Annotated in this window: 25 protein-coding genes and 1 pseudogene; 17 read left to right on the top strand and 9 right to left on the bottom strand. The window is 69.9% G+C overall.

All coding sequences use genetic code 11. The features are described 5' to 3' along the window. Positions 1–347: 347 nt before the first annotated feature. On the bottom strand, positions 348–917 hold the full coding sequence (locus AC1KAR_RS07480; protein ID WP_480316065.1) for a hypothetical protein: 570 nt from the start codon (positions 915–917) through the stop codon (positions 348–350). A gap of 77 nt (positions 918–994) precedes the next feature. On the opposite strand from AC1KAR_RS07480, the gene purT reads away from it, so the two are divergent. The 15 genes from purT to fabG all read left to right on the top strand — a co-directional run bounded on the left by purT (position 995) and on the right by fabG (position 14385). After that, positions 995–2212, top strand: a complete 1218-nt coding sequence (gene purT / locus AC1KAR_RS07475) for a formate-dependent phosphoribosylglycinamide formyltransferase (RefSeq protein ID WP_480316063.1) — start codon at positions 995–997, stop codon at positions 2210–2212. Positions 2213–2401: 189 nt separating this feature from the next. Beyond that, positions 2402–2791, top strand: coding sequence for a hypothetical protein (locus AC1KAR_RS07470; protein ID WP_480316061.1), 390 nt, complete (start codon positions 2402–2404; stop codon positions 2789–2791). A gap of 106 nt (positions 2792–2897) precedes the next feature. After that, the gene (locus AC1KAR_RS07465) at positions 2898–3167 is read left to right on the top strand and encodes a phosphopantetheine-binding protein (protein WP_480316059.1); all 270 of its coding nucleotides are present in this window, start codon (positions 2898–2900) and stop codon (positions 3165–3167) included. A gap of 3 nt (positions 3168–3170) precedes the next feature. Next, entirely contained in the window at positions 3171–3833 is a 663-nt protein-coding gene (locus AC1KAR_RS07460; protein WP_480316057.1) for a COG4648 family protein, read from the top strand. After that, complete coding sequence (locus AC1KAR_RS07455; RefSeq protein WP_480316055.1) at positions 3830–5221, top strand: AMP-binding protein; 1392 nt, start codon at positions 3830–3832, stop codon at positions 5219–5221. Before AC1KAR_RS07460 ends, AC1KAR_RS07455 begins: the two co-directional genes overlap by 4 nt. Further along, the gene (locus AC1KAR_RS07450; protein ID WP_480316053.1) at positions 5218–5514 is read left to right on the top strand and encodes an ApeI family dehydratase; all 297 of its coding nucleotides are present in this window, start codon (positions 5218–5220) and stop codon (positions 5512–5514) included. Before AC1KAR_RS07455 ends, AC1KAR_RS07450 begins: the two co-directional genes overlap by 4 nt. Continuing rightward, positions 5511–6476, top strand: coding sequence for an acyl-CoA synthetase (locus tag AC1KAR_RS07445; RefSeq protein WP_480316051.1), 966 nt, complete (start codon positions 5511–5513; stop codon positions 6474–6476). The genes AC1KAR_RS07450 and AC1KAR_RS07445 overlap by 4 nt, the downstream gene beginning before the upstream one ends. Before the next feature lie 16 nt (positions 6477–6492). Beyond that, positions 6493–7086 (top strand): LolA-related protein, encoded by a 594-nt coding sequence (locus AC1KAR_RS07440; protein ID WP_480316049.1) that lies wholly within the window; start codon positions 6493–6495, stop codon positions 7084–7086. An 8-nt stretch (positions 7087–7094) separates the two neighbouring features. Continuing rightward, positions 7095–9494: an MMPL family transporter gene (locus AC1KAR_RS07435; protein WP_480316047.1), complete on the top strand. Its 2400-nt coding sequence runs from the start codon at positions 7095–7097 to the stop codon at positions 9492–9494. Positions 9495–9555: 61 nt separating this feature from the next. Then, positions 9556–10410 (top strand): polysaccharide deacetylase family protein, encoded by an 855-nt coding sequence (locus tag AC1KAR_RS07430; RefSeq protein WP_480316045.1) that lies wholly within the window; start codon positions 9556–9558, stop codon positions 10408–10410. After that, entirely contained in the window at positions 10407–11144 is a 738-nt protein-coding gene (locus tag AC1KAR_RS07425; protein ID WP_480316043.1) for a class I SAM-dependent methyltransferase, read from the top strand. The genes AC1KAR_RS07430 and AC1KAR_RS07425 overlap by 4 nt, the downstream gene beginning before the upstream one ends. Continuing rightward, positions 11141–12325, top strand: coding sequence for a beta-ketoacyl-[acyl-carrier-protein] synthase family protein (locus AC1KAR_RS07420; RefSeq protein WP_480316041.1), 1185 nt, complete (start codon positions 11141–11143; stop codon positions 12323–12325). The genes AC1KAR_RS07425 and AC1KAR_RS07420 overlap by 4 nt, the downstream gene beginning before the upstream one ends. Then, positions 12322–13152, top strand: a complete 831-nt coding sequence (locus AC1KAR_RS07415) for a beta-ketoacyl synthase chain length factor (RefSeq protein WP_480316039.1) — start codon at positions 12322–12324, stop codon at positions 13150–13152. The genes AC1KAR_RS07420 and AC1KAR_RS07415 overlap by 4 nt, the downstream gene beginning before the upstream one ends. Further along, positions 13149–13604: a hotdog family protein gene (locus AC1KAR_RS07410; protein ID WP_480316037.1), complete on the top strand. Its 456-nt coding sequence runs from the start codon at positions 13149–13151 to the stop codon at positions 13602–13604. The genes AC1KAR_RS07415 and AC1KAR_RS07410 overlap by 4 nt, the downstream gene beginning before the upstream one ends. A gap of 61 nt (positions 13605–13665) precedes the next feature. After that, positions 13666–14385, top strand: coding sequence for a 3-oxoacyl-ACP reductase FabG (gene fabG, locus AC1KAR_RS07405; protein ID WP_480316035.1), 720 nt, complete (start codon positions 13666–13668; stop codon positions 14383–14385). A 51-nt stretch (positions 14386–14436) separates the two neighbouring features. On the opposite strand, the gene AC1KAR_RS07400 is transcribed toward fabG, so the two are convergent. From AC1KAR_RS07400 to AC1KAR_RS07370, 7 genes are all read right to left on the bottom strand, one after another. Next, positions 14437–15663, bottom strand: coding sequence for a beta-ketoacyl-[acyl-carrier-protein] synthase family protein (locus AC1KAR_RS07400; RefSeq protein WP_480316033.1), 1227 nt, complete (start codon positions 15661–15663; stop codon positions 14437–14439). Then, on the bottom strand, positions 15660–15911 hold the full coding sequence (locus tag AC1KAR_RS07395) for an acyl carrier protein (protein ID WP_480316031.1): 252 nt from the start codon (positions 15909–15911) through the stop codon (positions 15660–15662). Before AC1KAR_RS07395 ends, AC1KAR_RS07400 begins: the two co-directional genes overlap by 4 nt. A gap of 90 nt (positions 15912–16001) precedes the next feature. Next, complete coding sequence (locus AC1KAR_RS07390; RefSeq protein WP_480316030.1) at positions 16002–16655, bottom strand: phosphatase PAP2 family protein; 654 nt, start codon at positions 16653–16655, stop codon at positions 16002–16004. Between the two features lie 5 nt (positions 16656–16660). Further along, positions 16661–17434, bottom strand: a complete 774-nt coding sequence (locus AC1KAR_RS07385; protein WP_480316028.1) for a glycosyltransferase family 2 protein — start codon at positions 17432–17434, stop codon at positions 16661–16663. A 17-nt stretch (positions 17435–17451) separates the two neighbouring features. Continuing rightward, positions 17452–18183 carry a lysophospholipid acyltransferase family protein gene (locus AC1KAR_RS07380; RefSeq protein WP_480316026.1) on the bottom strand — a complete coding sequence of 244 codons (732 nt, stop codon included), beginning with the start codon at positions 18181–18183 and terminating at the stop codon, positions 17452–17454. Continuing rightward, on the bottom strand, positions 18180–19118 hold the full coding sequence (locus tag AC1KAR_RS07375; RefSeq protein WP_480316024.1) for a MipA/OmpV family protein: 939 nt from the start codon (positions 19116–19118) through the stop codon (positions 18180–18182). Before AC1KAR_RS07375 ends, AC1KAR_RS07380 begins: the two co-directional genes overlap by 4 nt. Beyond that, the gene (locus tag AC1KAR_RS07370; RefSeq protein WP_480316022.1) at positions 19115–20128 is read right to left on the bottom strand and encodes a chorismate transformation FkbO/Hyg5 family protein; all 1014 of its coding nucleotides are present in this window, start codon (positions 20126–20128) and stop codon (positions 19115–19117) included. Before AC1KAR_RS07370 ends, AC1KAR_RS07375 begins: the two co-directional genes overlap by 4 nt. A gap of 398 nt (positions 20129–20526) precedes the next feature. Here AC1KAR_RS07370 and AC1KAR_RS07365 point away from each other — a divergent pair, with 398 nt between their 5' ends. Next, positions 20527–21105 (top strand): hypothetical protein, encoded by a 579-nt coding sequence (locus AC1KAR_RS07365; RefSeq protein ID WP_480316020.1) that lies wholly within the window; start codon positions 20527–20529, stop codon positions 21103–21105. Between the two features lie 12 nt (positions 21106–21117). Here AC1KAR_RS07365 and AC1KAR_RS07360 read toward each other — a convergent pair whose 3' ends face one another. Beyond that, a complete protein-coding gene (locus AC1KAR_RS07360) occupies positions 21118–22632 on the bottom strand; it encodes an AMP nucleosidase (RefSeq protein WP_480316018.1) in 1515 nt (504 codons plus the stop codon). 86 nt (positions 22633–22718) lie between these two features. On the opposite strand from AC1KAR_RS07360, the pseudogene AC1KAR_RS07355 reads away from it, so the two are divergent. Next, a pseudogene (locus AC1KAR_RS07355) lies at positions 22719–24548 on the top strand (carboxyl transferase domain-containing protein); the annotation flags it as partial. Between the last annotated feature and the right edge of the window lie 27 nt (positions 24549–24575).

Raw genomic sequence — 24575 nt, 5'->3', positions numbered from 1 at the left:
CCGCAAGTCAGGTGACGGGCGGCGCGGAACGTCGGGCGACAAAAAACAAAACGGCCCGGGGCAGTGATGCAACCCGGGCCGCTCGAGGCTCTGTGTACAGAGCACTCAGGTGGGCGATACGCCGGGTGGCGCCTCACGGTTGCCGCGAACTGGTGACGACGCATGGCGCTGCGCGCGCGGCTTCGTCGGGATCAGTGCAAAGGTCGACAACATGGGCTCCGGGTGTGGGTGGGGCTGGGGGGTGTCGCTGCGGTACGGGCTGGCCCCGCAACTTGCGCAGATGATAAACAACTGATTATCTTGCGCAAGAGGTCTTGCGCACCTTGTTCTAGGGGGATGCCCGAGATTCAGCGTTTGCGTTTCAACGGCGCCACACCCGACTGACTGCGGGCCCACAGGTCGTGCTCGGCCTCGCGCGGTGCGGGCCGGGCTGCTGCGGCGCCGGGCTTGGCGGGCGCGGGCGGTGGCGAGGGCGCCAGCACTTCGCCCAGCAGATCGAGCAGCCGCGCGCGGGCGCGATGCGGATGGCGACGGTAATAGGTGAGCACCAGGCCGACGATGAAGCGCTCGTCGTCGTCCTGCGGGACATTGCGGTTGGTGTCGTCGTCTTGCGAGGGGCCCTGCGCAGGGGCCGCGGGCGACGAGGCCGTGCTGCCGTGAGGCTGGTCCATCCAGCCCGCCGGCTTGTGGCAAAGCTGCTCGAACTGGCGCGCCAGGCGCTCACCGATCTGCCGCGAGCGGCTCTTGATCTGGCTCCAGTAGCTGGGTTGGATCTGAAGTCGTTCGGCGAATCGCCGTTCCAGGCCGCGCAGCGTGGCGGCATCGGGGTGTTTGACGGTGGCGTGGACGAACTCGTCGAACAGGGCCAGGGCGTTGTCCAGACGGGTCTGCGCCACGTCGCGGGGGCCGGTGTGCATGGGGGCGGATGATAAAGCTTCGTTGAGCATGGCATCCCTAGAATGGGCCCCCTTCTGTCCTGTTCAAGAGCGATGCCATGACGACCCTCGGAACCCCGCTTTCTCCCTCGGCCACCAAGGTCATGCTGCTGGGCAGCGGCGAGCTGGGCAAAGAGGTGCTGATCGCGTTGCAGCGCCTGGGCGTCGAGACCATCGCCGTCGACCGCTACGAGAACGCCCCGGGCCAGCAGGTGGCGCACCACGCCCGCACCATCACGATGAGCGACCCGGCGCAGCTCAAGGCGTTGATCGAGGCCGAGCGGCCGATGCTGGTGGTGCCCGAGATCGAGGCCATCGCCACCCCCATGCTCGAAGAGCTGGAGGCCGCGGGCACCGTGCGCGTGATCCCCACCGCCCGGGCTGCTCGTCTGACCATGGACCGCGAAGGCATCCGCCGCCTGGCGGCCGGAACGCTCGGCCTGCCGACCAGCCCCTACGTGTTCTGCGATTCGCTGGACGAGCTACAGGCTGCCATCGACGGCACCGCAGGCAAGAAGGCCATCGGCTACCCCTGCATCGTCAAGCCCGTGATGAGCAGTTCGGGCAAGGGCCAGAGCAAGATCGACGGCCCCGCCGACGTGAAGAAGGCCTGGGACTACGCCATGGCCGGAGGCCGGGTGAGCCATGGCCGCGTGATTGTCGAAGGCTTCATCGATTTCGACTACGAGATCACCCAGCTCACCGTGCGCGCCATGGGCGCCGGCGGGCAGGTCGAAACCCACTTCTGCGACCCGATCGGCCATGTGCAGGTGAGTGGCGACTACGTGGAGAGTTGGCAGCCGCACCTCATGACCGACGCGGCGCTGCAGCGGTCGCGCGACATCGCCAAGGCCGTGACCGACAACCTCGGCGGCCAGGGGCTGTTCGGCGTGGAGCTCTTCGTCAAGGGCGACCAAGTGTGGTTCAGCGAGGTCAGCCCCCGGCCGCACGACACCGGCATGGTGACCATGATCACCCAGTGGCAGAACGAGTTCGAGCTGCATGCGCGCGCGATCCTCGGCCTGCCGGTCAACACCGCGCTCAAGAGCCCCGGCGCGAGCGCGGTGATCTATGGCGGTGTCGATGCGCAAGGCATTGCCTTCGACGGGGTCGACGAGGCACTGCGCGTGCCCAATACCGACTTGCGCCTCTTCGGCAAGCCCGAGAGCTTCACCAAGCGCCGCATGGGCGTGGCGCTGGCTTTCGACGGTGATGTCGAGGTGGCTCGCCGCCGCGCCAAGGAGGCCGCCTCGAAGGTCAGGCCGCGCACCGCCTGAGCCCGGCCACGCGCCTGCGGTTCTCAGGCGCGCGAGGTGGGCGTGCACTTTGTCACGTGACCCCTCGCACACGCGGGCAGACAAACGCACGCCGGCTGAGTACGCTCTCACTCCAGTGCTGCAACCGCGGCGCTGACGAGCGTGCGTGCAGCACGTGTGCACGTTGAACAAGGGGCTCGGATGGACACCATGGGAATTGCAACGATGCTGGCCGCCGGCCTCATCGGCGCCTTGCTGGGCGCGGCGGTGGCTTGGGTGATCCTCAACGAGCGCGCCAAGCTGAGGCATGCGCGGCTCGTGGCCGCGGCGCGCGAACAGGTGGCTGCGAGCACCCAGAACCTGCGCGCGCTCAACGCCCGCCTGCAGGCCGATCTGGAGAAAGAGCGCACGAGTGCGCAGCAACGCCAGACCGCCTTCATGGCCGAGCAGCGCTCCTCGGTGACGCGGCTCGAAGGCCAGCTGCGTTTCGCGTATGCCGAGATCGACCGCCTCAACGCCGCGGCCCGCGGTGGCAGCGCGGCGGGCGATGGCGTCACCGATGGCAGCGGCTTCGCCCTGACCCGCCCGTTCGAACGCTGATCCCCCCTCTGGCCGAGGCGGCCGCAGGGTGGCCCTTTGTTAAACTGACGCCCCGCTGACGGGCGCCCTGGCCCGTGGGCCTGCGCTCCTAGATCGATACACACGCATGACTTCCTCCCAACCCGAACTCCAGCGCGAAGTGGCTGCCTTGCTGGTTCAAGCGCTCAACCTGGAGATCGCCCCCGAGTCGATCGATCCGCAGGCGCCCCTTTACGGTGATGGCCTCGGCCTCGATTCGATCGACATCCTCGAAGTGGCCCTGGTGGTGTCGCAGCGTTACGGCTTCCAATTGCGCTCGGACGACGAGAACAACGCGCGCATCTTCAGTTCGCTGGCCAGCCTCACCGAGCACATCGCCGCCAACCGCGTGAACTGAGCCATGCAACTGCGCATGGTGGCCCGCATCGCCGCGATCGCCCTTGCGGGTGCGGCCTACATCGGCGGCTCGCACTGGCTGATGACGCATACCGAAGATTCGCCCTGGAACGTGGTCGGCGTGCTCAGCCCGATGCTGGTGCTGATCACGCTCGGCGCCTGGCGTGGTGCGTACCGCTGGGTCAGCCTGGTGGCGCTGTCGGCCCTGGGCGTCCTGTGCGCCTTGGCGGTCACGGGTGTCAAGGCGCCCTCGCATGTGCTCTACCTGGTGCAGCACGCGGGCATCAACTTCTGCCTTGCCCTGGTGTTCGGCAGTACCTTGCGGCCGGGTCGCACCGCGCTCATCTCGAGCGTGGCGCTGCGCGTGCATGGCGGCTACCTGCCGCCGCGGCAACTGGCTTACACGCGCACGCTCACGCGGGCCTGGGTGGTCTTCTTTCTTGCGCTCGTGGTGATTTCGCTGCTGCTCTATGCCTGGGCGAGCTTTGACACCTGGGCGCTGTTCGCGAACGTGGTCACGCCGCTGGCCACGGCCGTGATGTTCGGTGGCGAACACCTACTGCGTTATCGCCTGCACCCTGAGTTCGAGCGTGCCAGCGCCGCCGATGCCGTGCGTGCCTACATGCAGGCCCCCAAGATGCCCAGCCAAGGACATACCGCGCCATGAAGGCCAGCCAACTCCTGTGGGCCGACGACCTCAGCGCGCCGCTGGCTCGCCGCGGCGATCAGGTGCTCTCGCGGCGCCAATACCTGGCCGATGTGCAGCGTCTGGCGGGCATGCTGCCCAATGGCGGCGTGATGCTCAACCTCAGCGCCGACCGCTACGCCTTCACGGTCGGCCTCGGCGCGGCGATGCTGTGCGGCCAGGGCAGCCTGCTGCCCCCCAATCACACGCCGGACATGGTCGAGCGCCTGCGCGCGCTGTTCCCGAGCGCCTACGCGCTCACCGATCAGGCCGACGCGGGCGACAACGCCACCGCCTTGCCGACGCTGCGCCATCCGCAGGGCCTGGCCGACACCCCGGCGCATGCCGATCTGCCGGCCATCGATGACGATGCGCTGGTGGCCCAGGTGCTCACCTCGGGCTCCACCGGCGCGCCGGTGCCGCATGCCAAGCACTGGGGCCTGCTGGTGGAGAACGCGCGTGCCGAAGCGCAGCGGCTCGCGGCCCACATGGGGCTGCCGTCGATGGCGGGCGTCACCCTGGTGTCGACCGTGCCGTCGCAGCACATGTTCGGCTTCGAGTCGACCGTGCTGCTCGCGCTGCTCGGCGGCGCGGTGATCGACACGAGCCGGCCCTTCTACCCGGCAGACATCGCCGCCGCGCTCGCTCGTGCGCCGCGGCCCTGCATGCTGGTGACGACACCCTTCCACCTGAAGTCGCTCATCGACTCCGGCGTTTCACTGCCGGCGATCGACCTCACGCTGAGTGCGACGGCGCCGCTTTCACCGCAGCTTGCCGCGCGCGCCGAGGCCGCGCTCGCTGCGCCGCTGATCGAGATCTACGGCTGCACCGAGACTGGCCAACTCGCCACGCGCCGCACCACCGCGGGCGCCGAATGGCAGGCCTTCGATGGCATCAGCCTCAGCGCCGACGGCGAGGCCACGGTGGCGCAGGGCGGTCACGTGCCCGAGCCCACGCGCCTGTCCGACGTCATCGAGCTCATTGACGCCTCGCGTTTCCGCTTGCTCGGGCGCTCCAACGACCTCATCAACATCGCTGGCAAGCGCAGCTCGCTCGGCCACCTGAACTTTCACCTGAACGCGATCGACGGCGTGCGCGATGGCGCTTTCTGGCTGCCGCCCGACGCGGCGGTGGAAGGCGTGACGCGCCTGATCGCCTTTGTGGTCGCGCCCGAGGTGTCGGCCGGCGAGATCGGGCCGCGGGTCATTGCCGCCATGCGCCAGCGCGTTGATGCGGCGTTCGTGCCGCGACGCGTGATCGCGGTCGCCGAGTTGCCGCGCTCCGAAGGCACCGCCAAGCTGCCGGCCACGGTGTTCGCGGCCTGGGCCGAGCGTGTGCTGGCCGCGCAGCGCCAGCGCGGCGGGGCGTGAGCGTGTACCTCGTCGCGCCCGATCACCCGGCGTTCGCGGGGCACTTCCCGGGCCAGCCGCTGCTGCCCGGCGTGACCTTGCTGGCCGAGGTGACGGAGGCTTTGTTGCGCGACCCCGCACTGGCGGCACGCGTGGGCCTTGCGCCGCGCCTGGGCGTGGCCAAGTTCCTGGCGCCGGTGCGCCCGGGGGCAAGCCTGTCGTTCCACTTCGAGAGCACCGCTACGGCCTTGCGTTTCGAGGTCCGTCGCGCCGAGCGCGTGGTGGCCTCGGGGCATTTCGAGTGCGCCGCGTGAGCCGCGCCGCCGCGGCCTGGTCTGCCGAGCGTGAGCGCAGCCACCTGTGGGCTCTGCAGCTCATCCGCCGGATCGCGATGACGGCCGGCAGGTCGCTCACGCGCTGCCTGCTGCCCCCCATCGCGCTGTACTTTCTGCTCGCCAATGGCAAGGCGCGCCACGCGTCGCGCGACTACCTCGGCCGCGCGCTGGGGCGGCCGGCGCGGCTGTCCGAGGTGTACCGGCACATTCACCATTTCGCGTCGACGGTGCTCGACCGCGTGTACTTCCTGCAGAGCCGCTTCGACTGCTTCGAGGTGCAGATCACCGATTCGGCGCGCATCCATGTGCCGATGAAGGCCGGCGAAGGCTTCATGGCGGTCGGCGCGCACCTGGGCAGCTTCGAGGCTTTGCGCGCCGATGCGCAGCACAACGGCGAGCGCGTGGCGATGCTGATGTACGAAGACAACGCGCGGCAGATCAACGCCGCGCTGGCCGCCGTGGCGCCCGAGGCCAAGCTGCACACGATCCCGCTCGGCCGCCCGGGGGCCATGCTCGCGCTGCGCCAGTGGCTCGATGACGGCGGCATCGCCGGCCTGCTGGCCGATCGCAGCCTGCCGGTGCAATCGGGCCGCACCCAGACCAGCCGCCACAGCTTCCTCGGCCGCGCGGCCAGCTTCTCCGACGGCCCGTTCCGGCTCGCGGCGATGCTGCGCCGGCGCATGGTCTTCGTCGCCGGCCTCTACCATGGCGGCAACCGCTACGAGCTGCGCTTCCATGACCTGGCGGATTTCACCCAGTTGGCGGCCGGAGACCGCGCCCAGGCCGAGCAGATGGCCGCCGAGGCCCTGCAGCGCTACGTGGCGCTGCTCGAGGCGCTGTGCCGCGAGACGCCGTACAACTGGTTCAACTTCTACGACTTCTGGGCCGACGATGTCGATCTCTCTGCCGACCTCCCCTCTGCCGACCCCTCCGCGGCCTGAGCCCCGCCGCGCCGCGTTGGCCTTGTTGCTGGTGTGCAGCGCACTGCTGGCCCCGCTGAGCGGGCGTGCGCAGGCTGCCTTCGATCTTGCCCAACTCACGCAGTTGCTGGCCAAGGTGAAGAGCGGCGAGGCCACGTTCACCGAGAAGCGCACCGTCGACATGCTGGAACGCACGCTGGAGTCCTCGGGCCGGCTCAGTTTTGCCGCGCCCGACACCTTCGTGCGCGAAACGCTCAAGCCGCGCCAGGACAAGGTGGCCGTCACCGGCAACACCGTCACGCTCAGCTCGGCAGGCCGCACGCGCACCGTGCCACTCGATTCGGTGCCCGAGGCGGCCGTGATCGCTGACGCCATCCGCGGCACGCTCACCGGCAACCGCGATCTGCTGGAGCGTCACTTCGAGACGCATGTGAGCGGCAGCGCCCAAGGCTGGCGGCTCGACCTCACCCCGCGCGCGGCGCGCTTGCGCGAACTCGTGCGCGACGTGCAGCTCACCGGGCAGCAATCGCAGGTGCGCGGCGTCGTCGTCAACATGACCGATGGCGACCGCTCGGTGATGAGCATCGAGCCGGTGGTGCCTGCGGCCCGGGCGGCCAGCGCCGCGAACTGAGCCGCTGCATGCGCGAGTGGCTCACGCGCCTCGGCGCATTCGCTCAACGGCGTGCGCTGTTGCTGTGGCTGGCCTGCGTGGCGCTGGCGCTCGTCGTCACCGTGCGTACGACGTACGTGGCCGACCTGTCGGCCTTCCTGCCGTCGTCGCCGAGCGCCGAGCAGGCGGTGCTGCTCGATCAGCTGCGCACCGGCGTGGCCGCGCGGCTGGTGCTGATCGGCATTGAAGGCGGCAGCGCTGAAGAGCGTGCCGAAGCGTCGCGCCGCCTCGGCCAGGTGCTGCGCGAGAACGACGCCTTCGAGTCGGTACACAACGGCGACAACGCGCAGTTCGAGGCCACCGGCAAGTTCCTGTTCGAGCACCGCTACCTGCTGAGCCCCGCGGTCGACGCGCAGCGCTTCACGCCAGAGGGGCTGCGCGCCGCCATCGACGAATCCACCTCGCTGCTCGGCACGCCGGCGGGCGGCATGATCAAGCAGGTGATCCTGCGCGACCCCACCGGCGAGACGGTGCGCATGGCCGAGGGCATGCTGCCCACGGGCGGGCCGCGCAGCGACAACGGCGTGTGGGTGTCGCGCCAGGCCGAGCGGGCTGTGCTGCTGGCCACCACGCGATCCGATGGCGCCGACATCGACGCGCAGGAGCGCGCGCTGCAGGTCGTTCACGACAGTTTCGCGGCCCTGGCCGTGCCGGGGCTCAAGCTGGTGGTGTCGGGCGCGGGCACTTTCGCCGTGGAGTCACGCTCGGTGATCAAGAGCGAGGTCGAGAAGCTCGCGATCGCCGGTGCCGTGGCCATCATCGGCATCCTGCTGCTGGCCTTCGGTGGATCGATGCGCACGCTCGCCATCGCCGCGTTGCCGGTCGCCTGTGGCGTGCTCGCGGGCATTGCCGCGGTGAGCCTGGCGTTCGGCAACGTGCATGGCATCACGCTTGGCTTCGGCACCACGCTGCTCGGAGAGGCAGTCGACTACGGCATCTACTACCTGATCCAGGCGCGCTCGGTGCCCGGTTCGCCGCGAGGCGGCGGCGCTCGGCGCTGGCTGGCCGAGAACTGGCCCACGGTGCGCCTGGGTCTGTGGACATCGGTGTGCGGTTTCGCGGCGCTGCTGTTCTCGGGCTTCCCGGGCCTGGCGCAGCTCGGCCTGTTCTCCGTGGCGGGGCTGGCTGCTGCGGCGCTGACCACGCGCTGCGTGTTCCCGCACATCGCACCCGATGGCGCGCCCGGAGCGGGGCTGCGCCGGCACCTCGGGCGGTTCGTCGGTTGGTGCACGGCGGTGCTGCCGCGCTTGCGCTGGCCGTTGATGGCCGCTGCGGTGGCCGCCGCGGTGGCGCTCGCGTGGCTGCCGTCGGCGTGGCGCGGCAATCTGTCATCGCTGAGCCCGGTCGGGCCGGCCAAGATGCAGATCGATGCCGACCTGCGCGCCGATGTGGGGGCGGCCGAAGGCGGCACGCTCGTCGCCGTGTCGGCGCCCGATCAGGCCGGCGTGCTGGCCCAGGCCGAAGCCGCCGGCGCGCGGCTCGACAAGCTGATGGCCGATGGCGCGATCGCCGGCTACCAATCACCGGCCCGCCTGCTGCCCAGCCCGGCCCTGCAGCAGCAGCGCCGCGTGGCCCTGCCCGAAGCCGACACCCTGCGCGCGAACCTGGCGCAGGCGACGGCCGACGGCCCGCTGCCGGCGCGCCGCCTGGATGGCTTCGTCGACGACGTGCAGGCGGCCCGCGCTCAGCCCCTGCTCACCCTGGAGTCGTTGCGCGACACGCCACTCGCCCCGGCGCTGGCCGCCCAGCTCGTGGCGGGCGACGGCGCGCGGCCCTGGCGCGCCCTGTTGAACGTGCAGGCCGCTGCGAGCGCCCCGGTCGATGCCGCCCGCCTGCGCACGGCCCTGGCCGACCTGCCGGGCGCGCAGGTCGTCAATGTGGGAGACGAACTCACAGCCCTGTACGCGCGCTACCTGCACGAGGCGCTGCTGCAGGCCTTGCTGGGCGCACTCGCGGTGTGCCTGCTGCTGGGCTTCTATCTGCGCGACCCGCGCCGCCTGCTGCGACTCGCGCAGCCCATCGTGGGCGCGGTGCTGATCGTGCTGGCGGGGCTGAGTGCGCTGGGCGTGGCGCTGGGCATCCTGCACCTGGTCGGCCTGCTGCTCACCGTGGCCATCGGCTCCAACTACGCGCTGTTCTTCGACCAGATCCGTGCCCAGCAAGACGCTGCGCCGGCCGGCACGCAGGCGGTGATCGATAACGACACGCTGGCCTCGCTGGCGCTTGCCAATGTGACGGCGGTGGTGTCCTTCTGCCTGCTGGCGTTCTCGAGCATCCCGGCCCTCTACGCCGTGGGCCAGGTGGTGGCCCCCGGCATCCTGATCAGCCTGCTGCTTTCGGCCGCATTCATCCCCCGGCCCGCTCGATGACCGTGCGGTTTCTCCAGGGGGGTGGTGTGCAAAAATCTCCGCTCCTTTCGCCGCTGCACGCATGCCCTCGACGACCCCCGCCGCATCGACCCTGACCCGCACCGCGCCCTGGCGCATGCCGGTGCTGGTGAAGGGCAGTCTGGCCTGCCACCTGGGCGCGGGAGCCGCCGTGCTGATCGACCCCGTGCTGTGGCCCTGGTCGGTCGGTGCGCTGGCGGCGAACCACGCGCTCGTCACCGGCGCCGGGCTGTGGCCGCGCTCGACCTGGCTGGGCAGCAACATGCGCCGCCTGCCCGAGGCCTCGGCGGCAAGACGCGAGGTGTCGCTGACCATCGACGACGGGCCCGACCCGAACGTGACCCCTCGCGTGCTGGACCTGCTCGATGCCCACGCGGCGCGCGCCACGTTCTTTTGCATTGCCACGCAGGCGCAGCGCCATCCCGCCTTGTGCCGCGAGATCGTCGCGCGCGGCCACAGCGTGCAGAACCACACCCACCGGCACTCGCACACCTTCGCCTTCTCGACCCCACGCGCCTTTGCGCGCGAGATCGATGCGGCACAAGACGCGCTGGCCCAAGTGACCGGCGTGCGGCCCGTGTTCTTCCGCGCGCCGGCCGGTTTTCGCAATATGTTTCTCGCACCGGTGCTGCACGAGCGCGGGCTGCAACTCGTGAGCTGGACGCGCCGTGGCTACGACACGGTGCGGCCCGACCCGGCCTACGTGCTGACGCGCCTCACGCGCGGGCTTGCGGCAGGCGACATCCTGTTGCTGCACGACCGCGGCGCGGCCCGCGCGGCGAGTGGGCAGCCGGTGTCGGTCGAGGTGCTGCCGCGCCTTCTGCAGCAGATCGCCGCGGCGGGGCTGCGCGCCGTCACGCTGCCGCAGGCCATGCAGCCCGGAGTGACCGCCGCATGACCACGCTCACCCGCACGCCCCAGCAGCACTGGGCCGACCTCATCGCTGCGGCGAGCGAGCCCTACCGCAAGGCCGGTGGCTTTGCGTGGCGTTTCGCGCGCGGCAAGCTCGGCTTCGACCCGGTGTTCCACCACCTGCTGAGCCAGGGGCTGATCGCGCCGCGTGCGCGCGTGCTCGACATCGGCTGCGGCCAGGGGCTCCTGGCGAGCCTGCTGCATAGCTGCAACTCATTCGCGCAGGAGGGCCGCTGGCCCAGCCAGTGGGCCGCTGCGCCGGCGCTGGCGCGCGTCACCGGCATCGAGCTCATGCCGCGTGACGTGCAACGCGCGAAGGAGTCGCTGGGCCCCGAGGCCGAGTTCGTCTGTGGCGACATGCGCCACACGCCGTTCCCCGATTCCGACACGGTGGTCATCCTCGACGTGCTGCACTACATCACCATCGCCGAGCAGAACGAGGTGCTGGCGCGCGTGCGTCGCGCGTTGCCCGCCGGCGGCCGCCTGCTGCTGCGCGTGGGAGATGCCGCCAGGCAGCCGCACTTCCAGATCAGCCAATGGGTCGACGCCGTCGTCACCTGGGTGCGCGGCCATCGCGTGCCTCCGCGGTTTTGCCGCACGCTGACCGAATGGGTCGACTACCTCGACCAGCTCGGTTTCGACGTACGCAGCCAACCCATGAGCCAGGGCACGCCGTTCGCGAACGTGCTGCTCGTGGCCACCGTACGCCTCAGACCATGAAGCCACTTGCCATCACGGCCGCCACCCTGACGACGGCGCTGGGCGCCGGGCGCGCCGCCCATCTCGATGCCTTGCACGCCGAGCGCAGCGGCCTGGCGCCGGTTCGATTCATGAGCCTGCCGCTGCCCACCTGGGTGGGCGAGGTCGAGGGTGTCGATGCCACGGTGCTGCCCTCGGCGCTGGCCGAGTTCGATTGCCGCAACAACCGCCTGGCCTGGCTCGGCCTGCAGCAGGACGGCTTTCTCGATGCCGTGGCGCAGGCGCGCGCGCGCTGGGGCGCCGACCGTGTCGGCGTGTTCCTCGGCACCAGCACCTCGGGGCTGCTGCAGACCGAACTGGCCTACCGCGAGCGCCAGCCGAATGGCGCCTTGCCTGCCAGTTTTCTGTACGGGCCCACGCAGAACACCTACTCGGTGGCCGCGTTCGCCACCCGGGCTTTGGGCCTGCAGGGGCCGAGCTGGGTGGTGTCGACCGCGTGTTCGTCGAGTGCCAAGGTGTTCGGCAATGCGGCCCGCCTGATCGACGCGGGCCTGATCGATGCCGCGGTGGTGGGGGGTGTCGACAGCCTGTGCCTGACCACGCTCTACGGCTTCAACTCGCTGGAGCTGCTGTCCAACGAGATCTGCCGCCCCTGGGGTGCGCAGCGCAAGGGGCTCTCGATCGGCGAGGCCGCAGCGTTTGCGGTGCTCGAGCGTGAGGCGGCTGCGGCCGTGCAGGGCTGGCTGCTGGGTGTCGGCGAGAGCAACGACGGCTATCACATGAGTTCGCCCCACCCCGAAGGCGCGGGCGCGATCGCGGCCATGCGCGGCGCACTGGCCGAAGCCGGGCTGCAGCCGGGCGACATCGACTACATCAACCTGCACGGCACCGCCACGCCGAGCAACGACGCGGCCGAAGACAAGGCGGTGAGCGCCGTTTTCGGCACCGCCACGCCGAGCAGCTCCACCAAGGGCGCCACCGGCCACACGCTGGGCGCCGCCGGCGGTGTCGAGGCGGTGATCTCGCTGCTGGCCTTGCAGAACGGCCTGATGCCCGCTGGGCTCAACGTCGAAGAGCGCGACCCCACACTGACCATGAACTACCTGCAGGCCAATCGGCTGGCGCCCGTGCGGCGCGTGCTGTCCAACTCGTTCGGCTTTGGCGGCTCCAACGCCAGCCTGGTGTTCGGGGGTGAGGCATGAGCGCCGTGGACGGTGGTTCCGCGTGCGGCCTGCGCGTGTGGGTGCAGGGCATCGGCCTGCTCGGGCCGGGCCTGAGCGGCTGGGCGGCATCGCAACCGGTGCTGAGGGGATCGCAGGTGTACGCAGCGGCACCCACGGCGCTGCCCTTGCCGGCGCGCTTGCCGCCGGCTGAACGCCGCCGCGCGGGGGCAGCCGTGAAGCTCGCGATGGCGGTGGCCGACGAAGCGGTCGCGCAGGCGCAGATCGACCCGTCCACGCTGGCCACGGTGTTCACCTCGTCGAGCGGTGAGTGCGCGAACTGCCACGCCTTGTGCGAGGCGCTCGCCGAGCCGGCGCCGGTGGTGTCGCCCACGCGCTTCACCAATTCGGTCCACAACGCGGCATCCGGCGCTTGGCACATCGCGGTGGGTAGCCGCGCGTCGTCGACCAGCCTGTGCGCGTTCGACGGCAGCCTGGGTGCCGGCCTGCTGGAGGCTGCGGTCAGCGTTCAGGCGAACGCCCAGCCCTTGCTGCTGGTGGCGAGCGATTCGCCCTATCCCGAGCCGCTGAACGCGACGCGGCCGCTGCCCGATCACTTCGGCGCGGCGCTGGTGCTGGCGGCGCAGCGCAACGAGGCTTCCTTGTGCGAGCTGACGCTGCGCCTGGGCGCCCAGCCCGGTGCGGGGTCGCGGGGCCTCGCCACGGGTGAGCTCGCCGCGCTGCGCGCGATCCCGGCCGCCGCAGTGCTGCCACTGCTGATCGCAATCGCGCGCGGTGTGCCGCAGGCCGAGGTGGTGATCGACTACCTGCCGGCGCTGTCGTTGCACATTGCCGTGTCGCCGGCATGAGCGCACAGGAGATGCTGGGGCACGAGGGGATCGCCCGGCTGATCCCGCATGCGGGCCGCATGTGCCTGCTCGATCGCCTGCAATCCTGGGACGCCCACCGCATCGCCTGCATCGCCACCAACCAGTGCGACGCCGACCACCCTTTGCGCACCGCGAGTGGCCTGTTGTCGCCGATCGCCATCGAGTACGCCGCCCAGGCCATGGCGCTGCACGGCGCGCTCATCGGCCAGGAGGCCGGCACGGCCGCATCGCCGGGTTTTCTGGCGAGCGCACGCGGTGTGCAGTTTCATGTGCTGCGCCTCGATGAACTGCGCGGCGAGTTGCTGGTTCAGGCCACGCGCCAGAGTGGCGACGCACGCCAGATCCTCTACGCCTTCCACGTGAGCCACGACGGCCGGCCGGTGGCCGAAGGCCGGGCTGCCGTGGTGCTCAACACACCCTTGCCTGCATGAACGCCACCGCGACTGTCCAAGTTTCAACCCAGCCGGCGGATGCGTCGGGCACAGCGCTGTCATGAAGCGCGCACTTGTCACCGGCGGCAGCGGCGGACTGGGTCGTGCCATCGCACTGCGCCTTGCGCGCGAGGGGCTGCATGTCATCGTGCACGCCAATAGCCGCCTCGCGGTGGCGCAGCAGGTGGTGGCCGAGATCGAGGCCGCCGGCGGCAGCGGCGAGGCCGTGGCCTTCAATGTGGCGGACCGAGCGGCCGCGCAGGCGGCCTGCGCGCAATTGCTCGTGCAGGGCCCCGTGCAGGTGATCGTCAACAACGCCGGCACGCATGCCGACGCGGCCTTCCCGGCGCTGCAAGAGGCGCAGTGGCAAGGGGTGATCGACGTGTCGCTCAATGGCTTCTTCAACGTGACGCAGCCGCTCACGATGCCGATGCTGCGCACGCGCTGGGGGCGCGTCATCAACATCTCGTCGGTGGCGGCGATCACCGGCAACCGCGGGCAGGTGAATTACGCCGCGGCCAAGGGCGCGCTCAACAGCGCCACCAAGGCGCTGTCGCTGGAGCTGGCCAGCCGCGGCGTGACGGTGAATGCGGTCGCCCCGGGCATTATCGAATCGGGCATGGCCGAGGGCACGTTCGACAAGGACATGATCGAGCGCATGGTGCCGGCCAAGCGCGCAGGGCGGGCCGACGAAGTGGCGGCGCTGGTGGCGTTTCTCGCGTCCGACGAGGCGGCCTACATCACCGGGCAGGTGATCTCGATCAACGGCGGCATGGCCTGAGTGCCCACCCCGCGCTTGTCGGGGTGACAGCAGGGCGCGCGAACGCGTGGGTCAAGCCCGCTGGAAGAGCAGCACGGCGTTGGTGCCACCGAAGGCGAACGAGTTGCTGATGGCAGCCTGGAGCTGCGGCGCCTCGGCCCCGCCCGCCGGCACCAGATTCAACTGACAGGCCGGATCGACCTCGTTGCAGTGGGCGTTTGGCGGCAGCCGGCGTTCGCGCAAGGCGAGCACCGTGATCACCGCTTCGAGTGCACCCGCGGCACCCAGCAGGTGCCCGTGCAGCGCCTTGGTGGAGCTCACCTGCAGTTGCGTGATTTCGTCGCCCCACACGCTGGCCAGCGCATCGCGCTCGATCGGGTCGCCGACCGGAGTGGCGGTGCCGTGCGCGTTGCAATAGCCCACGTCGCGCGGCTGCAGGCCGGCGCGGCGCAGCGCGGCGCGCAGGGCGCGGGCCTGGCCGGGCGCGTCGGGCTTGGTGAGGTGGGTGGCGTCGGTGCTGATGCCCCAACCGCTGAGCAGGGCGTGGATGCGTGCCCCGCGGCGCTTCGCCCGCTCGGCAGATTCGATCACCAGAAAGGCCGCGCCCTCGCCGAGTGCAAAGCCGCTGCGCTCGCGCGCAAAGGGCCGCACCGCCTGCGCGGCCTCGCCTGCCTGGAAGCTCGCGAGCGTGTGCATGGCCTGCCAGGCGAGCATCACGCCGGGGACGATCAGCGCCTCGCTGCCGCCGGCGATGGCCACGTCGACCTCGCCGCTCTGCACGGCCTTGGCCGCTTCGGCAATCGCCACCGCCGACGACGCACAGGCCACCGAGTACGTGAGCACCGGGCCCAGCACGCGCTGGCGCATGGCGATGTGCGCGGCCGGTGCGTTGGGCATGAACGCAGGGATCGTGAGCGGCGGTACGCGGCCGTTGGTGCTGCGGTAAGCGGCTTCGATGGAGGTGGCGCCGCCCATGCCGCACCCGGCGAAGATGCCGATGCGCTCGGGGTCGGCATCACCGAGCGTGCCCGCATCGGCGACGGCGAGGTCGGCCGCCGCCACGGCGAACTGGCTCACGCGATCGACGCCCGCAAGTTGCAGCTTGCTGAACCAGCGCGTCTCGTCGAAGGCCACGGTGGCTGCCGCCGCAGGTTTGGCGAGATCGGGGAAGACCTGATGAATGGCGGATTCGCCACGCATCAGCGCAGCAAACACGTCGTCGGGGGTGCTGCCGTGTGACGAAACGAGGCCCAGCCCGGTGATGGCGACTGGGGCAGGGGCAACGGCAGCAGCGCTCACACGGCGGTCTTGGTAGCCGACGCGGCCAGCACGCGATCGACCACGGCCGCCAACTGGGCGAGCGTGTCGACGTTGGCGTCGGTGTCCGGCATGCTGATGTGAAAGTGGTCTTCGACGGCGAACAGGAATTCGACCAGCGCGAGTGAATCGAGGCCCTTGTCGCGCATGGACGCATTCGGGTCCAGATCGGCGGGTGCAATGCCGTACTTCTCTTGAATCAGGTCCTGAAGTTCCTTGAGCGAACTCATGCTGCGTGTCCCTTGTCGTGTCGTTGCGGCCCCTGGATTGCGCCGCATGTCTTGGCGCCCTCAGCGCCCGTCAATGATAGCCGCAGCCCCCTAGCCACGCCCCGGGCGAAACCGCAGGGAAAGCGCGCCGAAAACCAGGCCCAGCGCGGCTCCGGCGATGGCGTCCAGCACCACGTGCTGCTTGACCGCGAGGGTCGAGTAGGCAATTGCAACGAACCACAACACATTGAGTGCGCGAATCGCCCGTGGCGCGCGCATGTTGCTCAGCAGGTGCTCGATCCAGATCGCCGAGAAGATGGCCGCGGCCACATGCATCGACGGGCAGGCGTTGCCCGGCGCGTCCACGCCGTGCAGCATTGCGAAGCCGGGGAAATCGGTCGCATCGGCAGCGCGGGCCGGCACGATGGTGGGCCAGAAGTAGAAGATCGCGAGCCCGACGAGGCACATCGAGGTGACCCATGCGCCGTATGAAAGCAGTTCGTCGAATCCCCATTGCACCGCCGGCGCGATGCCGATGTACAGCCACAGCGAGAAGTACGCGATCAGGAACGGCGGCTGAAGCGGGATCCAGTGGTCCAGTGCCGTCAGCGGCATCGCGGTGGCCGGGAAGGCGGGGTAGCGCAGGATGTGGAAGTACGCGACGAAGAAGAGCCAGGTGAAGGCAGTGATGCCGACTGTCTTGATGAGCGCGAGGCGCTTCCAGCGCATGCCCAGCTCGGTGGTCCAGCGGGTGGCGTGCGTCACGGGTGTCAGGCCTGGAAAGGAGGGCGGCGCAGGGCCTTGCGCACCAGCAGCACGGGCAGCCGCAGCACGAACTCGATCATCAGCCGGGTGTGCATCCAGGTGAGCAACGCGTTGTCGCGCCCATAGCGGAAGTGCGACACGCCACCTTCCTCGGGCGAGAGGTACTTGACCGGTGCGGGCAGGTTGACGGGCTTGATGCCGCGCCACGCCAGGCGCACGACGGCCTCGGTGTCGAAGTCGAAGCGGCGCATCCAGGGCTGGCGCTGCATCACGGCGATCAACGCCGTGATCGGGTACACGCGAAAGCCGTAGAGCGAGTCGTCGATGCCGGCGCCTAGCGTTTCGAGGTTGGTCCACCAGTTGGAGACGCGCCGCCCGCGCACGCGCAGCAGCGGCGCCGATGCATCGAACACCGGGCGGCCGAGCACCATGGTCTCGGGGCGCTGGGCAGAGGCCTGCATGAACCCTTGGATCAGATTGGCCGGGTGCTGGCCGTCGGAATCCATGGTCAAGGCGTGCGTGAAGCCCGCCGTGCGCGCTGCCACCAGGCCCTGCAGCACGGCCGCGCCCTTGCCCGCGTTGGTGGGCAGTTCGATCACGTGCAGGCCCGGGTCGGTTGCGGCCATCTGGCGCAGGCCTTCGGGCGTGCCATCGGTGCTGCCATCGGTGACGACCCACACCGGCGACCACTGAGCGCGAGCGGCGCGCACCGTGTCGTACACCTTGGGGCCGGTGTTGTAGCTCGGGATTAGCAGCAAGTGCGTGGTGGACGGCAGCATCGATGCGGGCCTCGCGTTCATCGTGCCAGCTCGGTGCGGAAGTAGTCTTCGATGCGCCGGAGCAAGCCCTGGTGATCGGCCTCGGGCGCGAAGCGCTCGCCCAGGCGCACGCGGAACACCATCGGGAAATGCGGCGGCCGCCAGATCGGCCAGCCCTTGCTGAGGTAGGGTGACTCGGTTTCGATGATCACGGTCTGGATCGGCACCCGCGCCACGTGCGCGATGAGCGTCATGCCGGGCTGAAACTTGTTGACCGGCGGCGTCACCGTGCGCGTGCCTTCGGGGAACATCACCAGCTGGCCACCCTGGCGCAGTGCGCGAACCGCGCCGCGTGCCATGCCCCAAGGCGGGTCGTTGCGGATGTAGCGCGCCAGGCGTGCGCCGGCGCCGAGGAACGGGTTGCGCATCAGGCTCGCACGCATGATGCACACGCCGCGCGGGATCTTGGCGATCACCAGCAGCGCATCGAGTGCGCTCGGGTGGTTGGCGGCAATGATCAGGCCGGCGTCGTTGTTGAGTGCATCGAGGGTGCCGTAGTCGAGCTTCATCACCCCGGTACGCACGAGCCCTGCCCAGAAGCTGCGATAGCACCAGGAGATGGCCGCCCGGCCGATCTCGATGCCCTTCTCGCGCGAGAGGAAGGGGTAGAGCGCGAAACACACCAGGTTCCAGCTGAGCGACATCGCGCCCAGGTGCAGCAGCGCGCCGTAGAACGCCACGCCCACGAGAACCTGCTTGAGCGAGCTCATTCCGGGCGCGTGACGGTTTCGGATGATGTGCGCATCACCCACGTGACCGCGAAGCCCACGCTGTACGAGGTGTTCTGTTTCACCAGCGGGCTGTCTTCGTAGACGGCGCCATGCAGGTTCTCGTAGCGCATGAACATGCCCAGCCAGGTGATGCCGAAACGTCGCGACCCGGACGCGATCAGCTGCCAGCCAGCGTAGCCGCCGTGCGCCTGGTAGGCCGCGCGCTGGGCCGTCACGTAGGGGGCATCGACGTTGTAGAACTGCTCGTGGTACTTGCGGTCCGCGAACAGCGGGCCCGTCAGGAAGCCGAGGTTCCAGCGGTCGCCTTCTTCACGCAGGTCGAGGTTGAGGTTGGGCGTGAACGTGGCGCCCACATAGCGCGGCGAGCTTTCGAGCGACATCGCCGCGCGCACGGGCATGCGCAGGTCGAGCTTCCAGAAGCCGTCGCTGCCACGGCCCAGCGTGACGTTGAGGTTCGGCCCCACCTCGGCGGTGGCCGGAAGGTTGGGCATGCCTTCGCGCGCCTTGTTCTTGTTGCTCTTGGTGGGGGCCGTGGCGCCGAAGCTGAGGTCGACGCGCACGTCGCGCGAGTCGAACAAGTTGGCGCGCGTGCCGTCGCGATCCGAGCGAAGCCAGCTGCCGCGGTAGACGACGTAGGGGAAGGGCAGCAGGTAGTTCTGGCTTTCGTCCGAGCCGCGGTAGTCGGGCAATCGGATGCCCGAGAGGCCGAGGCCCAGCTCCCACAGGGGGCGCTCGACATGCCGGGTGCCGGTGTCATCGGGTGATTCGGTCACCGATGTGTCGGCCTGGCTCTGCGAGCCGCTGGAGTTCGCCGTAGCGCTCGCCGTCGGTTCGGCATCGACGCGCGTCTGCGACCACGCCGCAGCGCTTGCCATCAGCACGATGCCGGCGAAGGCCGCGCGCAGGCGGTTCACGCGGAGCCCCGCACGTCGGTGCTGTAGCCGTGGGCTTCGATCTCGACCAGCAGCTCTGCGCGGCACACATCGGCGTGCAGATACAGCGCGTGGCGCGCGGCCGGGCTGTCGTGCCCGACGATGCGCTCGAACACCTCGCGCACCACCGGCAGGTCGGCCGGGTTCCGCACGTAGACGGTGTGATGCATGTCGGTCACCGCGAAGCGGCGCCCCGACCGGTCTTCGGCCTCCTGGCGCACGACGGTCATGTTGGCCAGGCTCTCTTCGGTCTGGCGGCGCACATCGCCAGGGTGCAGGCTCTGATGTCCCACGATGCTTGCCGTACCCGAGATGAACAGCAGTCCGCGGCCGTCTCCGGCGTCGGCGACGGCCGCGCGCGAGAAGGTGGGCGCGCGCGGGCCGTAGCGATCAGGGTAGCGGTAGGCGCTCACCTGGCGCGGGTTCTCGATCGCCATCGGCGCGGCGGCCCCGGCCAGAAAGCTCACCTGCAGGCTGCCGCCGTGCATGCCCAGTGCGCAGGCCGCAGGCGAACCGTCGAAGGCGCTGCGTTGCGCATCAATGAAGGCCTCTTGCCGGCCGGCGTTGAACTGCCGGTAGCGCTCGCTGCCCTGCGATGCGAGGTTGATGTCGGAAAAGTAGTTCCACAGCCGCAGCAGGTGGTGGGCGGGCGAATCCGCGAGCACGGCAAAGAGGTCGGAATAGGCGCGCTTGGTGGCGGCCTGGATGCCGGATTCGCGCTCGTCGATGACGGCGCGGCCGTACAGCCAGCGGCCATCGGTGGCGTAGCGCACGCAGCCGTGCTGCTGAGAGATCACGTCGCTGCCACCGAACCAGCCGTCGAGCCAGGCGCCGCCGGGCGCGAGCAGCGGGGCGTGGACTGCGTCGGGTGCATGGCCCACCCAGCGGCCGCCGAGCAGATGCGCCGGTGCGGCGACACCGCTGGCGAGGTCAATGCGGCTGAAACTCAACGCAGCAGGGCTGGCCGGTGATTGCTGCGGAGCAACGCTCATGGAAGGCAGGCGACGTGGGCAGTGGGCTCGGTGCGCCCGGGGGTGGTGGGTGCACCTGACGAATTGAGGTGGATGGCTGGTCTGGCGGCCCGAATCGGCCCACCGGAAGTGCCGCGGACAAGCGGCGCTGATTCTAGTTCAGCCCCCTTGCGTCGCCGGGCTCTGAGGATGCGCGGCACCTCCCCCTTACGGACGAGGCCGCACCTCGGGGGGGCCGGCGCGTGCCCGCGCGCGTGTGGGCTTGTGAGATGCTCCGGGCCGCGCTCTGTCGGCGGGGAGGCGAGGGCGGTCGGCAGCGTGCGCCACGGCACCCGGCCGGCCTGCTGCGCGCAGCATCCGTCGGCCGGCGCTCACTCTTGACACATCTGTTCAACCACCAAGCTCAGAGAGACCCTGACATGACTTCCGTGACCTGCCGTCGTCATCTGCGTGTGCACACCCTTTCGGCCGTGCTCACCACCCTTCTGGCTGCCGGCTGCGCCCAGAAGGGCGCCACCTCGTCCGACACTGCCGCATCACCCGCCCCGGCTCCCGCAGCGGCCAGCACCAGCAGCAAGCCCGCCGCCGCCCCCGCTGCACCGGCCGGCAACAAGATCGGCCCCGGCATGAACGCGCAGGGCCAGGTCGTCGACCCCAAGCTGGTCGAATCCGGCTACGGGCAGAAGGTCAAGGTGGGCGAATGGGAAGGCGAGATCACCGGCAAGCCGGCGCCCAACAGCAAGTTCACCCGGTTGCAGATCGGCATGACCATGAAGCAGGCGACTGACATCCTCGGCGCGCCCAGCGACCAGGGCAGCTACATGACCGGCAAGGCCTGGATTCCGTTCAACTTCGGCTCCGACCGCTACCGCTTCGAACTCGTCTACAAAGGCCAGGGCCGCCTGGTCTTCGCGGGCGGCAGCGGCTGGAACCCGGCCGGTGGCGACGGCAACCTGATCTGGATCATTCACAGCGCTGCCGAGACCGGCAAGCGCTGAGCGGTCGGCCCGCTACTGGAACGCCACCTCGGCAAAGCTGCGCAGCTTGCGGCTGTGCAGCTGATCCACCCCCTGCTCGCGTAGCAGCTCCATGGCGCGGATGCCGATGCGCAGGTGCTGGTCGACGCGCTCGCGGTAGAAGTGATTGGCCATGCCGGGCAGCTTGATCTCGCCATGCAGCGGCTTGTCGCTCACGCACAGCAAGGTGCCGTAGGGCACGCGGAAGCGAAAGCCATTGGCGGCGATGGTGGCGCTTTCCATGTCGAGCGCGATGGCGCGCGACTGCGAGAAGCGCCGCTCCGGCGTGGTGGTCTGGTGGCGAAACGGGAGCAGCTCCCAGTTGCGGTTGTCGGTGCTGGCGACGGTGCCGGTGCGCATCACGCGCTTGAGCTCGTAGCCGTTCAGCTGCGTGATCTCGGCCACGGCCGATTCGAGCGCGACCTGGATCTCGGCCAGCGGCGGGATCGGCACCCACAGCGGCAGCTCTTCGTCGAGCACGTGGTCCTCGCGCACATAACCGTGCGCCAGCACGTAGTCGCCGAGCGCCTGCGTGTTGCGCAGGCCGGCGCAGTGGCCGAGCATGATCCAGGCGTGCGGGCGCAGCACGGCGATGTGGTCGGTGATGGTCTTGGCATTGGCCGGGCCGACGCCGATATTGACCATGGTGATGCCGGCGCGGTCTTCGCGCACCAGGTGATAGGCCGGCATCTGCGGCAGGCGCGGAGGCGCCACGCCGAGTTCGTCGTTGGGCTGCGGGCCCAGGCCCGAGCGGCGCAGCACCACGTTGCCGGGCTGCACGAAGGCGCTGTAGCCGCTGTCGGGGTCGGCCATCATCTCGTGGCCGAGCTGGATGAACTCGTCGATGTAGAACTGGTAGTTCGTGAACAGCACGAAGTTCTGGAAGTGCTCGGGCGCCGTGCCGGTGTAGTGGCGCAGGCGGTGCAGCGAGTAGTCGACGCGCGGGCCGGTGAAGAGCGACAGCGGGTGGCGCGGTTGGCCGTCGGGGCCGATCGGCGGCTCGTGCGTGCCGTTGGCGATGCCGTCGTCCATGGCGCCGAGGTCGGGCAGATCGAACTGGTCGCGCAGCAGCAGGCGGCGCGTGGGCGGCATGCTGCCTTCGAGGTGGTCGTGCTCGGCGAGCGAGAAGTGCACCGGGATCGGTTGCGTCGACAGGCCCACTTCGAGCGAGACGCCGTGGTTACGCAGCAGCAGCGTGAACTGCTCCAGGTAGTAGTCGGCAAAGAGATCCGGCCGCGTGAGCGTGGTCTCGTAGGTGCCGGGGCCGGCCACGAAGCCGTAGGCCAGGCGCGAATCGGCGCGGGCCACGGTGTCGGTGTGCACACGCAGGAAGGGGTAGCAGGCGCGCACGTGCTGGCCGAGCTCTTCGCCGGCCACGAAGCGTTGCAGGCTTTCGCGCAGGTGGGCGATGCCGCTGTTGTAGATGGTCGTGGCGTGCGCCAGTGCCGCGGCGGCATCGGTGAACGACTGGGCGTTGAGCAGCGTGGGTTTGGTCGGCGTCGAGGTCATGGGCACATTGTGCGTCCACCGCGCGACAGCCGCGCGGGGTCACGGCCGCTACATTGCGCCGACAAGGAGACGAGGTCATGACACGACAAGACGCGATCCGCGCACCCATGGCGGCCACGGTGGTCCAACTCGCGGTGAGCGCCGGCCAGGCCGTGCAGGCGGGCGACCTGCTGCTGGTGCTCGAAGCCATGAAGATGGAGCACGAACTGCGTGCCGAGGCTGCCGGCCAGGTGCTCGGCGTCTCGGTGCGAGAAGGCGACGCGGTGACCGAAGACGAGGTGCTGCTCACGCTCGGCCCTGCGGTGGCCGTGGCCGCCGGGGTGTCGGTGGCTCAGCATCACTCCCCCACACCTGCCGACGCGCCGCCTGCGCTGCGCGCCGACCTGCAGGAGGTGATCGCGCGCCATGCCTTCACGCTCGATGCGAACCGCCCCGAGGCCATGGCCAAGCGCCACGCGCTGGGCATGCGCAGTGCGCGCGAGAACATCGCCGACCTGTGCGACGACGGCAGCTTCATCGAGTACGGCGCGCTGGCCTTTGCCGCGCAGACGCGCCGCCGCGAGCTCGAGGACCTGATCAAGAACACGCCGGCCGATGGTCTGGTCACCGGCATCGGCAGTGTGAACGGCGGGCAGTTCGGCGAAGAGAAATCACGCTGCGTGGTGATGTCTTACGACGCCACCGTGCTCGCCGGCACGCAGGGCATGCGCAACCACGAGAAGACCGACCGCATGCTGGGCGTCGCGCTGGAGCAGCGCCTGCCGGTGGTGCTGTTCGCCGAAGGCGGCGGCGGCCGCCCGGGCGACACCGATTCGATGCACGTGGCAGGCCTCAACCTGCACACCTTCGCGAGTTACGCGCGCCTGAGCGGCCTGGTGCCGGTGGTGGGCATCGCGGCGGGCCGCTGCTTTGCCGGCAATGCGGCCTTGCTGGGCTGCAGCGACGTGATCATCGCCACCCGCAACAGCAACATCGGCATGGGCGGGCCGGCGATGGTCGAAGGCGGGGGTCTGGGCGTCTACACGCCGGAGCAGATCGGCCCGAGTGCGGTGCAGCACGGCAACGGCGTGATCGACGTGCTGGTCGACGACGAAGCGCAGGCGGTGATCGCGGCGCGCCAGTACCTCGGCTACTTTCAGGGTGCGCTTTCGCAATGGAACGCGGCCGACCCGGCGCTGCTGCGCGACGCCCTGCCCGAGAACCGCGTGCGCGTGTACGACGTGCGCAACGTCATGCGCGGCGTGGCCGACACCGGCACGCTGCTGGAGCTGCGCGCCGGCTTCGGCCACGGCATCCTCACCGCGCTCGCGCGCATCGAGGGCCGCCCGATCGGCTTGATGGCCAACAACCCGGCGCACCTGGGCGGGGCGATCGATGCCGATGCGGCCGACAAGGCGGCGCGCTTCATGCAGTTGTGCAACACGCATGGCCTGCCCATCGTCTCGCTGATCGACACGCCCGGCTTCATGGTCGGTCCCGAGATCGAAGAGCAGGCGCAGGTGCGGCACGTGAGCCGCATGTTCGTGACCGCGGCGCACCTGCGCGTGCCGTTCCTCGCGCTGGTGCTGCGCAAGGGCTACGGGCTGGGGGCGATGGCGATGGCGGCCGGTGGCTTCCACGCGCCCACGTTCACCGCCGCATGGCCCACGGGGGAGTTCGGTGGCATGGGGCTCGAGGGCGCGGTGCGCCTGGGTTACCGCAAGGAACTGGCGGCTGTGCCCGAAGGGCCGGAGCGCGATTCCCTGTTCGACAAGCTGGTGGCTGCGCAGTACGAGCGCGGCAAGGCGATCCACATGGCCGCCATGCTGGAAATCGATGCGGTGATCGACCCCGCCGACACCCGCCACTGGCTGGCGCGCGGGTTGGCCTCGTCAAAGGTACGCGAGCGGGGCGGGCACCCCATCGACACCTGGTGACGGCGTACGAATGAGAGTGGCGCGCGC

It is taken from the genome of Piscinibacter sp. PDB1-1, assembly GCF_056675995.1.
The sequence above is the reverse complement of the archived record's forward strand: the minus strand, read 5'-3'. Positions and strand labels throughout refer to the sequence as shown.

Coding starts and splice junctions, on each gene's coding strand:
- AC1KAR_RS07365 (WP_480316020.1), top strand. CDS start 20,527: ATGACTTCCGTGACCTGCCGTCGTCATCTGCGTGTGCACACCCTTTCG.
- AC1KAR_RS07480 (WP_480316065.1), bottom strand. CDS start 917: ATGCACACCGGCCCCCGCGACGTGGCGCAGACCCGTCTGGACAACGCC.
- AC1KAR_RS07360 (WP_480316018.1), bottom strand. CDS start 22,632: ATGACCTCGACGCCGACCAAACCCACGCTGCTCAACGCCCAGTCGTTC.
- AC1KAR_RS07420 (WP_480316041.1), top strand. CDS start 11,141: ATGAAGCCACTTGCCATCACGGCCGCCACCCTGACGACGGCGCTGGGC.
- fabG (WP_480316035.1), top strand. CDS start 13,666: ATGAAGCGCGCACTTGTCACCGGCGGCAGCGGCGGACTGGGTCGTGCC.
- purT (WP_480316063.1), top strand. CDS start 995: ATGACGACCCTCGGAACCCCGCTTTCTCCCTCGGCCACCAAGGTCATG.
- AC1KAR_RS07395 (WP_480316031.1), bottom strand. CDS start 15,911: ATGAGTTCGCTCAAGGAACTTCAGGACCTGATTCAAGAGAAGTACGGC.
- AC1KAR_RS07435 (WP_480316047.1), top strand. CDS start 7,095: ATGCGCGAGTGGCTCACGCGCCTCGGCGCATTCGCTCAACGGCGTGCG.
- AC1KAR_RS07470 (WP_480316061.1), top strand. CDS start 2,402: ATGGGAATTGCAACGATGCTGGCCGCCGGCCTCATCGGCGCCTTGCTG.
- AC1KAR_RS07465 (WP_480316059.1), top strand. CDS start 2,898: ATGACTTCCTCCCAACCCGAACTCCAGCGCGAAGTGGCTGCCTTGCTG.
- AC1KAR_RS07455 (WP_480316055.1), top strand. CDS start 3,830: ATGAAGGCCAGCCAACTCCTGTGGGCCGACGACCTCAGCGCGCCGCTG.
- AC1KAR_RS07430 (WP_480316045.1), top strand. CDS start 9,556: ATGCCCTCGACGACCCCCGCCGCATCGACCCTGACCCGCACCGCGCCC.
- AC1KAR_RS07380 (WP_480316026.1), bottom strand. CDS start 18,183: ATGAGCTCGCTCAAGCAGGTTCTCGTGGGCGTGGCGTTCTACGGCGCG.
- AC1KAR_RS07385 (WP_480316028.1), bottom strand. CDS start 17,434: ATGCTGCCGTCCACCACGCACTTGCTGCTAATCCCGAGCTACAACACC.
- AC1KAR_RS07425 (WP_480316043.1), top strand. CDS start 10,407: ATGACCACGCTCACCCGCACGCCCCAGCAGCACTGGGCCGACCTCATC.
- AC1KAR_RS07410 (WP_480316037.1), top strand. CDS start 13,149: ATGAGCGCACAGGAGATGCTGGGGCACGAGGGGATCGCCCGGCTGATC.
- AC1KAR_RS07415 (WP_480316039.1), top strand. CDS start 12,322: ATGAGCGCCGTGGACGGTGGTTCCGCGTGCGGCCTGCGCGTGTGGGTG.
- AC1KAR_RS07460 (WP_480316057.1), top strand. CDS start 3,171: ATGCAACTGCGCATGGTGGCCCGCATCGCCGCGATCGCCCTTGCGGGT.
- AC1KAR_RS07370 (WP_480316022.1), bottom strand. CDS start 20,128: ATGAGCGTTGCTCCGCAGCAATCACCGGCCAGCCCTGCTGCGTTGAGT.